We start from the raw sequence: 11,211 nt of genomic DNA, 5'->3' as shown, positions 1-11,211 counted from the left end.
CTTTGCGGAGATCACCGATGGCTTTCCGCAGATGCTCACGAAGCTCTGTTTCGTTCGCCATCGTCAGGCTCTCCCGTCGTGTGGTGCGGAATCCGCAGAGTTCGAGCTGTCGAGCTCGTTGTTCAAGGCTTCGAAGAGTTCGTCATCGGACGCTGTAACCAGGTCCGCGTTGGCGTGGTCCTGCGTATCCCAGGCCTCGATGCCCGCCAGCCACGCGTGCAGTTTCGAGCCGAAGGACCGCAACCGCTGCTCGACGTGACCCTCGATGTGGTCGTTCGCCGCGAAAGCCGCGATCATGGACTCGAGCTTGTCGATTCCATCAATCAGACCTCGCTCGCCGGTCACGTGCCGAGCAGACCTCCTACCTGCCACAGGCTGGAGGTGGGTTTTGAGGTGGGTTGCGACGGCGGTGGGGGTGGGGTGGTCGAAGACCAGGGTTGCGGGTAGGGGTAGTCCGGTTGATCGGGAGAGGCGGTTTCTGAGGTCGACGGCTCCGAGGGAGTCGAATCCGAGTTCTTTGAAGGCGCGGTCGGGTCCGATGTCGTGGGGGGAGTCGTGGTTGAGCACGGTCGCGACGTGGGTGCGGACCTCGGTCAGGAGCAGGGTGTCCCATTCGGTTTCGGGGATGCCGGCCAGGCGTTGTGCCAGCGATGCGGAGCGGTGGTCGTGGTGGGTGCGGGGGATCAGGTTCCGTGCGGCCGCGGGTGCTGTTGCTGTGCGTGCTTGTGTCTGCCACGCGGTGGTGTCCACCGACATCGGGACCAGGAGGGGGTCGGGTCGGTGTCGAGCGAGGTCGAATAGTTCCATACCGCGGCGGGCCGGGATCGGTACCAGTCCCAGCCGGGTACGGATTCTGCGTTCGGCTCGACGGCGTTCGATGATGTCGAGTTGTTCGTGCATACCGCCGCCACCGGTATGGGCCCACAAACCCCACGCCAATGATTGCCCCGGTAGTCCGTGTGCTGTCCGGTATCGGGCGAGGGCATCGAGGAATGCGTTGGCTACCGCGTAGTTGCCCTGTCCCGGGCCGCCCAGCAGAGGTGCTGCCGAGGAAAACATCGTGAACTCGGCCAACTCCAGCGAGGCGGTCAGTTCGTGCAGATGCCAGGCCGCGTCGAGTTTGGGGCGTAGTACCTTCTCGACCTGGTCCCGGTCCAGCGACTCGATCGCACCGTCGTCGAGCACACCCGCCACGTGGAACACCGCCGAGAGCGGGTGCTGCCGCGGTATCGCTGCCAGCAGCCGGGCCAGGGAATCGCGGTCGGCGATGTCACAGGCGATCGACTCGGCCCGGCATCCCAGCTCGGCCAGCTCGCTCAGCAGCCGGCGGGCTCCTTCGGCGTCGGGACCCCGGCGGCTGACCAGCAGTAGATGCCCGACGCCGTGCTCGATGACCAGGTGCCGTGCCAGCAGCGCGCCCAGTCCCCCGGTGCCACCGGTGATCAATACCGTGGACTCGGGATCGATACCGCGGCGCCGTCCGTTTTCCGGGGTCGTTGCCGGCACCGGCGACAATCGTGGTACGAACACCGATCCCGCACGCACAGCCAGCTCGGGTTCGTCACCGACCCGCAGTAGCGCCGGCAGGGCCCGGCGTGAGCTTTGCTCGTCGTCGAGATCGATGACGGCGAAGCGGCCGGGATGCTCCGCGGCAGCGCTGCGGACCAGCCCCGCCAGCGGAGCCACCGTCAGATCCGGGACCTCACCGGCTCGGGTCACCGATCCGGCCTCGGTCACCACCACCAGACGGCGCCCCTCCCAACACCGCTCACCCAGCCAGGCCTGGAACAAACCCAGCAACCGATCCGTATTCGCCTTCACTCCCGACACCACACCCACACCGGTATCGGCCACACCGATATCGGGCAGGGCGGTGGTGGCGGGTAGCGGCACCACCACCACATCCGGGAGCTGGGCTCCGGCTGCCACAGCCGCGCTCAGCTCACCGAGATCGGTGTAGCGGTCCGCGGGAACACCCCCCACCGGATCGGTCTGGGTGTTCGAACCCCGGTCACCGGCATCGAGCACCGCGACACACAATGCGTCGCCCTCGGGATCGATATCGATCCGTTGCCAGTCCAGCCGATACAGGTCGTCGTAGCTACCCCGGGCAACCGCGAGCGCAGCGGGATCGACCACCCGCGCGGTCAACGACTCGACACCGACCACCACCGCACCCGACTCGTCCCACCCGGTCAGCCGATACACATCCGGCCCCACCGCCACCACCCGCACCCGCAACCGCGACACACCACGCGCCTGCCCAACTACTCCAGACCACGAGAACGGCAACAAAGTCCGCCCCCGCGCACTCTCTGCGCCAAACACATCCCATGCCGCGTGGAATCCCGCATCGAACAATGCGGGATGCACAACGAACCGATGGATCTCTGCTGTCTGCTCCTGATCCATCTCGACCTCGGCAAACACTTCGTCGCCGCGGTGCCACGCCGCGCGCAGTCCTCGGAAGGCCGGACCGTAATCGACCCCTGTCGTTACCAGCCGGTCGTACAGCGAGCCGATCTCCACCGCGTCAGCCCCCACAGGCGGCCACACCGAACCGAGCTCGGGATGCGTGCCGGCGGGCAAAGCGAGCTCCGGAACAAGGGTTCCGGAGGCGTGGTGCACCCAAGGCCCGGTACCGGCGTCGTCTTCGAAGAAACTCTGCGGGCGTGAGTAGATATCGAACGTACGACGCCCGGCCGAGCCGGCTTCACCGACCACGAGTTGCATCTGCACGGCACCGCGCTCCGCCAGCACCAGTGGGGTCTGCAGAGCCAGCTCCTCCACGATCCCGGCGCCCACTCGGGTACCCGCGGCCAAGGCCCACTCGACGAACCCGGTCCCGGGGAACAACACCGCACCGGCCACCGTGTGATCGGCTAACCACGGGTGACCGTCCAGCGACAACCGGCCGGTGAACAACTGCCCTCGATTATCCCCGAGATCCACACCCGCACCGACGAACGGATGATCGATCGGCGACAGACCGACCGATTTCACATCGACTCCACCCGAACGCGACCCGGCCCAGAAGCGGCGATGCTGGAACGCGTAACCAGGAAGCTCCACCCGGTTTCGGCGCATCGGGCCGACTCGCCGCCCCCAATCGACCTCGACCCCCCACACGAAGGCCTCCGCCAACGACGCCGTGAACCGCGCGAGACCGCCTTCTCCGCGACGCAACGAGCCGAGGACGACCACAGAATCCTGGCTGCCACCCGCTTCGATGGTCGCCTGCATCGCCGTGGAAAGCACCGGGTGCGAGCTCACCTCGATCAATGCTCGACATCCCCGGTCGATCACGACGGTCGTAGCGTCCTCGAACAACACCGTCCGGCGCAGGCTCTGATACCAGTATTCCGCCGTCAGCGCCTGGGTATCGAACAGATCGCCGGTGACCGTAGAATAGAACGGCACAGTGCCGGAGCGCGGTTCGATCGGCATCAATGTCTCAAGGACCGTGTCGCGGATCGACTCCATCTGGGCCGAATGCGAGGCATAGTCGACCGGTATCCTCCGCGCGTGAACCCCATCGGATTCCAACGACTCGAGCAGTTCGGTGAGTGCGGGCACTTCACCGGAGACCACTACTGAGCCGGGGCCGTTCAAAGCCGCTATCGAAATGGCACCCCCCGACCCCTCGATGCGCCTGGCGACGTCGTCTGCGGGCAGGGAAATCGCAGCCATTCCTCCTTGCCCCGACACTGTGAGCAGGGCCTTGCTACGTAGAGCCACCACCCGGGCCGCGTCATCGAGGGTCAACGCTCCTGCTACATATGCGGCAGCAATCTCGCCCTGTGAGTGCCCCACCACCATAGACGGCTCCACACCATATGATCTCCACAGAACGGCGAGGGAAACCATCACCGCGAATGAGACCGGCTGAACCACGTCGACACGGTCCAGACAAGCTGCTCCCGGTACCCGCCGTAGAACATCCTCTAGAGACCAGTCGGTATACGGGTCGAGAGCCACCGCACACGCCCGTATCTCATCGGCGAACACCGGAGAGGAGTCCAGCAGTTCGGCGGCCATTCCCTCCCATTGCGCTCCTTGGCCGGGGAAGACAAAGGCGACTCTTCGCTCACGAGCCTGTCCCTGAACAACGTTTTCTGCGACTCCACCACCTACGAGAGTCGCCAGCCCGGCCAGCAGATCGGAACGGTCTGTCCCCGATATCGCGGCCCGGTACTCGAAAAAATCTCGATCGTTGACCAGTGCAGACGCCACCGCCCCGAGATCCAGCTCCGAACGATCGCCGAGGAACGATCGCAAACGCTGCGCCTGCCCCCCGAGGCCATTCATGGTCTTCGCCGAGATCAACAGCGGTGCAGCGGAATTCGCCGTATTCGCAATCTCTTTGGGCGGCCTGTTCTGCCCGGTTTCGAGGGCGGGTTCCTCTGCCGATGCCTGTTCGAGAATGATGTGCGCGTTCGTGCCGGAAAGCCCGAACGATGACACCGCTGCTCGTCGGGTTCGACCGTCCGCACGCCACGGGGTGGGCTCGGTCAGCAGTTTGATGTCGCCAGCGGACCAGTCCACGTGTGCGGTCGGGGTATCTGCGTGCAGCGTTTTCGGCAGTAGACCGTGCTGCATTGCCAGTACCATCTTGATCACCCCGGCCACTCCCGCGGCCGCCTGGGTGTGGCCGATATTGGATTTCAGCGATCCCAGCCACAGCGGACGATCGGAATCCCGTTCCTGTCCGTAGGTGGCCAGTAGTGCCTGTGCCTCGATCGGGTCGCCCAGCGAGGTGCCGGTGCCGTGTGCTTCGACCACATCCACGTCGGCGGGCGATACTCCCGCGTTGGCCAGCGCCGCACGAATCACCCGCTCCTGCGAGGGACCGTGCGGAGCAGTCAGGCCGTTCGAGGCGCCGTCCTGGTTGACCGCGCTGCCACGGACCACTGCCAGTACCCGATGCCCGAGACGACGCGCATCCGACAACCGCTCCAGCACCAGCACACCGGCACCCTCACCCCACCCGGTGCCATCGGCCTCAGCCGAGAACGGTTTACACCGGCCGTCCGGCGCCAACACTCGCTGGCGGGAGAATTCGACGAACATCCCCGGTGTCGACATCACTGTCACGCCGCCGGCCAGTGCCGTCGAGCAATCTCCGACGCGCAACGCCTGGCACGCCTGGTGTAACGCCACCAACGATGATGAACACGCCGTGTCCACCGTGACCGCCGGCCCTTCCAAACCGAAGACGTACGCGATACGGCCGGACGTGATGCTTGCGCCGATCCCGGTTGCCAGGTACCCCTCCAGGTCAGCCGGCACAGCGCCGAAATTGAGGTAGTCCTGATTCATCGCTCCGACGTAGACGCCGGTCTGTGACCCGCGAAGCGCGGACGGGACTATTCCCGCGGACTCGCACGCTTCCCACGCGACCTCAAGTAGTACCCGCTGTTGTGGGTCCATTGCCAAGGCTTCACGGGGGGAGATGTTGAAGAATTCCGCATCGAACCCGCTCACATCGTCGAGAAAGCCGCCCTCGCGTGCGTAGGAGGTTCCGGACCGGTCGGGATCAGGATCGTAGAGGCTCCCCAGATCCCAGCCACGATCGTCCGGGAACCCGGATATCACGTCCCGGCCATGAGACAACAAACCCCACAGATCCGCCGCGGATCGCACTCCGCCCGGGAATCGGCAACCCATCCCCACAATCGCAATCGGCTCGTTCACCGACACTGATGCACGCACTGCCTCGGGAACGCTGCTCTGCACGCCTTGGAGGTGGGTTTTGAGGTGGGTTGCGACGGCGGTGGGGGTGGGGTGGTCGAAGACCAGGGTTGCGGGTAGGGGTAGTCCGGTTGATCGGGAGAGGCGGTTTCTGAGGTCGACGGCTCCGAGGGAGTCGAATCCGAGTTCTTTGAAGGCGCGGTCGGGTCCGATGTCGTGGGGGGAGTCGTGGTTGAGCACGGTCGCGACGTGGGTGCGGACCTCGGTCAGGAGCAGGGTGTCCCATTCGGTTTCGGGGATGCCGGCCAGGCGTTGTGCCAGCGATGCGGAGCTGTGGTCGTGGTGGGTGCGGGGGATCAGGTTCCGTGCGGCCGCGGGTGCTGTTGCTGTGCGTGCTTGTGTCTGCCACGCGGTGGTGTCCACCGACATCGGGACCAGGAGGGGGTCGGGTCGGTGTCGAGCGAGGTCGAATAGTTCCATACCGCGGCGGGCCGGGATCGGTACCAGTCCCAGCCGGGTACGGATTCTGCGTTCGGCTCGACGGCGTTCGATGATGTCGAGTTGTTCGTGCATACCGCCGCCACCGGTATGGGCCCACAAACCCCACGCCAATGATTGCCCCGGTAGTCCGTGTGCTGTCCGGTATCGGGCGAGGGCATCGAGGAATGCGTTGGCTACCGCGTAGTTGCCCTGTCCCGGGCCGCCCAGCAGAGGTGCTGCCGAGGAAAACATCGTGAACTCGGCCAACTCCAGCGAGGCGGTCAGTTCGTGCAGATGCCAGGCCGCGTCGAGTTTGGGGCGTAGTACCTTCTCGACCTGGTCCCGGTCCAGCGACTCGATCGCACCGTCGTCGAGCACACCCGCCACGTGGAACACCGCCGAGAGCGGGTGCTGCCGCGGTATCGCTGCCAGCAGCCGGGCCAGGGAATCGCGGTCGGCGATGTCACAGGCGATCGACTCGGCCCGGCATCCCAGCTCGGCCAGCTCGCTCAGCAGCCGGCGGGCTCCTTCGGCGTCGGGACCCCGGCGGCTGACCAGCAGTAGATGCCCGACGCCGTGCTCGATGACCAGGTGCCGTGCCAGCAGCGCGCCCAGTCCCCCGGTGCCACCGGTGATCAATACCGTGGACTCGGGATCGATACCGCGGCGCCGTCCGTTTTCCGGGGTCGTTGCCGGCACCGGCGACAATCGTGGTACGAACACCGATCCCGCACGCACAGCCAGCTCGGGTTCGTCACCGACCCGCAGTAGCGCCGGCAGGGCCCGGCGTGAGCTTTGCTCGTCGTCGAGATCGATGACGGCGAAGCGGCCGGGATGCTCCGCGGCAGCGCTGCGGACCAGCCCCGCCAGCGGAGCCACCGTCAGATCCGGGACCTCACCGGCTCGGGTCACCGATCCGGCCTCGGTCACCACCACCAGACGGCGCCCCTCCCAACACCGCTCACCCAGCCAGGCCTGGAACAAACCCAGCAACCGATCCGTATTCGCCTTCACTCCCGACACCACACCCACACCGGTATCGGCCACACCGATATCGGGCAGGGCGGTGGTGGCGGGTAGCGGCACCACCACCACATCCGGGAGCTGGGCTCCGGCTGCCACAGCCGCGCTCAGCTCACCGAGATCGGTGTAGCGGTCCGCGGGAACACCCCCCACCGGATCGGTCTGGGTGTTCGAACCCCGGTCACCGGCATCGAGCACCGCGACACACAATGCGTCGCCCTCGGGATCGATATCGATCCGTTGCCAGTCCAGCCGATACAGGTCGTCGTAGCTACCCCGGGCAACCGCGAGCGCAGCGGGATCGACCACCCGCGCGGTCAACGACTCGACACCGACCACCACCGCACCCGACTCGTCCCACCCGGTCAGCCGATACACATCCGGCCCCACCGCCACCACCCGCACCCGCAACCGCGACACACCCGCAACGCGCAGACGCACACCCGACCACGAGAACGGCAGCGGTGTGCGCCCGGACTCACCGGCAGCACCCAACACACCCAATGCCAGATGGAACGCCGCATCGAACAACGCCGGGTGCAACCCGAACTCCCGGCTGCGCTGCACGTGATCGGAATCCACCTCGACCTCGGCGAACACTTCCTCACCAAGCCGCCATGCCGAACGCAGTCCTCGAAACGCCCGACCGTAGACCACCCCGATCCCGGCCAGACGCTCGTACACAGAGCCGACATCAACCACCACCGCTCCCACCGGCGGCCACACCGACGCCCCCAGAGCCTCCGGCTCCGAAGCTCCCTGTGGAAGGACAGCTTCGGAGACACCCTTGAGATTGCTACGAGAGATCAGGGCGCCGGTAGCGTGGTGTGTCCATTCCCGGTTCCCACTCCCTCCGGAGTCTTCCGGGCGGGAATAGATATCGAACGTGCGACGGCCGTCGGTATCGACCTCCCCCAGGCACAGTTGTATCTGCAAGGCGCTGTGCTCGGCCAGCACCAGCGGTGTCTGCACGATCGATTCATCAATGGTATCGGCACCCACCCGGGCGCCTGCCGCGAAGGCCCACTCCAGAAACCCAGTTGCCGGGAACAACACGGAACCGAGCACCGCGTGATCAACCAACCACGGGTGACTGTCCAGCGACAACCGGCCGGTGAACAACCAACCCCTGCCGCCTCCGAGATCCACCCCCGCGCCCACGAAGGGATGCTCGAAGCGCGACAAACCCACCGACGCCGCGTCGCCGGCACTGGTACGGGACTCCAACCAGAACCGGTGACGTTGGAACGCGTAACCAGGAAGATCCACCCGCCCTGCGCGGACCGGGCCCAGCCATCGACCCCACTCCACGGTCACCCCGTACGCAAACGCCTCGGCCAAAAATCCGGTGAATGCCTCGACCTCGGGACGGCCTGCGCGCACTGCCGGAATCTGCAGCGTTCCCTGTTCGTTACGCAGACAGAGATCGATCATCGCACTCGAGCTGCTGCCGGGCCCGAGCTCCAGAAACCCGACGACCCCGGCGTCTTCGAGGAACCGCACTCCGTCCATGAACCGCACCGTGCGCCGCACATGTTGTATCCAGTACTGCGGCGAGCCGAGGTCGTCGACCGAGGCGAGTTCTCCGGTCAGGTTGGACACGATCGGGATCTTCGGGGCTCCGGACGACGCTCTCGCGATCACCTCGCCGAATTGCTTGAGCATTGGATCCATCCGAGCGGAATGAAACGCATGGCTGACTCGCAGTCGGGAAATCTTGCGACCGTCCCGACTCCACTGCTCGATCCATTGCTCTATCACCTCGTCGGCACCGGAGATCACCGTGGAGGCCGGACTGTTCACCGCAGCCACCGAAAGGTGATCTTCGAACCCTGCCAGCGAGCCCTGTACTTCCGCTTCGGACGCTGCCACCACGACCATCGCGCCGCCCGAGGGCAGATCACCCATCAGGCGCCCACGAGCCGCGACCACCGCACACGCATCGGGGAGCGAGAAAACGCCCGCAACGTAGGCAGCTGTCAGTTCACCGATCGAATGACCAATGAGGTAGTCCGGCTCCACCCCTAATGAATCAACGAGTCGATAGAGCGCTACTCCGAATGCAAACAGCGCGGCCTGCGTGTACGCAGTGTGATCCAACAACGCGGCTTCGGCCGACCCCTGCTCTGCGAAAATAAGCTCCTTCAGGGATCGATCCAGATGCCGATCAAGCTCTTCGCAAACGGCATCGAACGCATCGGCAAACACCGGAAAAGCTCGGTGAAGTTCGGCTCCCATTCCGGGGCGCTGTGCGCCTTGGCCGGGGAAGACGAAGGCCACCTTGCCGCTGCGGGCTTGTCCGCGAACCAGGTTCGGGGTTTCCCCGCCCCGGGCCAGGGTCGCCAATCCATTCAATAGATCTGCTCGGCCGGTTCCCAGGACCGCTGCCCGATGGTCGAACACCGCTCGTTCGTTCACCAGGGCGTGAGCCACCGCGGCCGGGTCGAGCTCGGGTCGATCCGACAGCATCTGCCACAACCGCTGAGCCTGTTCCTCGAGCGCGGCGCCGGATTTCGCCGAAATCACCAGCGGGGCCGGAGCACCCGCGGCCTGTGAGCGTGGGGCATCGTCGCCGGCGTCGACGGTGGGCTGTGGTGGTGCCTGTTCGAGGATGAGGTGTGCGTTGGTGCCGCTGATACCGAAGGAGGACACCGCTGCCCGCCGTGGTTGTTCGCCCTCGTCCCACGGCGTCGGACGGGTCAGTAGTCGTACTCCCGCGGACCAGTCCACGTGTGGTGTGGGCTCGTCGGCATGCAGGGTTTGCGGGAGTATCCCGTGACGCATCGCCATCACCATCTTGATCACCCCGGCCACTCCCGCGGCTGCCTGGGTATGGCCGATATTGGATTTCAGCGATCCCAGCCACAGCGGACGATCGGAATCCCGTTCCCGCCCGTAGGTGGCCAATAGCGCCTGCGCCTCGATCGGGTCACCCAGCGAGGTACCGGTGCCATGTGCTTCGACCACATCCACCGCGGTGGCCGGGATTCCCGCGTTGGCCAGCGCCCGCCGGATCACCCGTTCCTGCGCAGGGCCGTTGGGAGCGGTCAAACCGTTGGAAGCGCCGTCCTGGTTGACCGCGCTGCCCCGGACCACCGCCAATACCCGATGCCCGAGACGACGCGCATCCGACAACCGCTCCAACACCACCAAACCAGCACCCTCACCCCAACTGGTGCCATCGGCAGCTGCAGCGAACGGCTTACACCGGCCGTCCGGCGCCAGCCCCCGCTGCCGAGAGAACTCGACGAACATCCCCGGTGTCGACATCACCGTCACGCCGCCGGCCAGTGCCATCGTGCATTCCCCGGCTCGCAATGCCTGGCATGCCTGGTGCAGCGCCACCAGGCTCGACGAGCACGCCGTGTCCACCGTGACCGCGGGCCCCTCCAAGCCGAAGATGTAGGAGATACGACCCGACGCGACACTGGCCCCGACCCCGGTCGCCAGATACCCCTCCAGATCGGCCGGGCCTCCTTCGAAATTCCAGTAGTCCTGGTACATCGTCCCGATGTATACGCCGGTGTGTGATCCGCGTAATGCCGAGGGCACGATTCCCGCGGATTCGAACGCTTCCCACGCGGTTTCGAGAAGCACGCGCTGCTGGGGGTCCATCGCGAGCGCCTCGCGGGGAGAGATGTTGAAGAACTCGGCATCGAAACCCGCCACGTCCTGTAGAAACCCGCCCTCACGCACATACGACGTCCCCGCCCGATCGGGATCCGGGTCGTAGATACCCTCCACATCCCACCCGCGATCACCGGGGAACCCCGAGATCACATCCCGGCCCTGCGACACCACAGACCACAGATCATCAGCCGACCGCACCCCACCCGGGTACCGGCAACCCATACCCACGATCGCAATCGGCTCATGCGCGCTCTCGCGCAACCGCGTTACCTCTTGTTGGAGTTGCTCTCGGTCTTTCAGCGAAGCGCGGAGCGCTTCTGCGAGGCCCTTCATTGTCGAATTCATCTAGGTCCCTTGATCTGTATATCCATCGCAGCTGAACTCGGA

Annotated in this window: 1 protein-coding gene; it reads right to left on the bottom strand. The window is 65.7% G+C overall.

Features of this window, described 5'->3' with window-relative positions:
• Window positions 1–63: 63 nt before the first annotated feature.
• Window positions 64–11,169 carry a type I polyketide synthase gene (locus LTT61_RS24775; protein WP_233016442.1) on the bottom strand — a complete coding sequence of 3,702 codons (11,106 nt, stop codon included), beginning with the start codon at window positions 11,167–11,169 and terminating at the stop codon, window positions 64–66.
• Between the last annotated feature and the right edge of the window lie 42 nt (window positions 11,170–11,211).

The sequence above is a fragment of the Nocardia asteroides genome, assembly GCF_021183625.1.
In the GTDB taxonomy this organism is placed as follows: Bacteria; Actinomycetota; Actinomycetes; order Mycobacteriales; family Mycobacteriaceae; genus Nocardia; species Nocardia asteroides_A.
The sequence above is the reverse complement of the archived record's forward strand: the minus strand, read 5'-3'. Positions and strand labels throughout refer to the sequence as shown.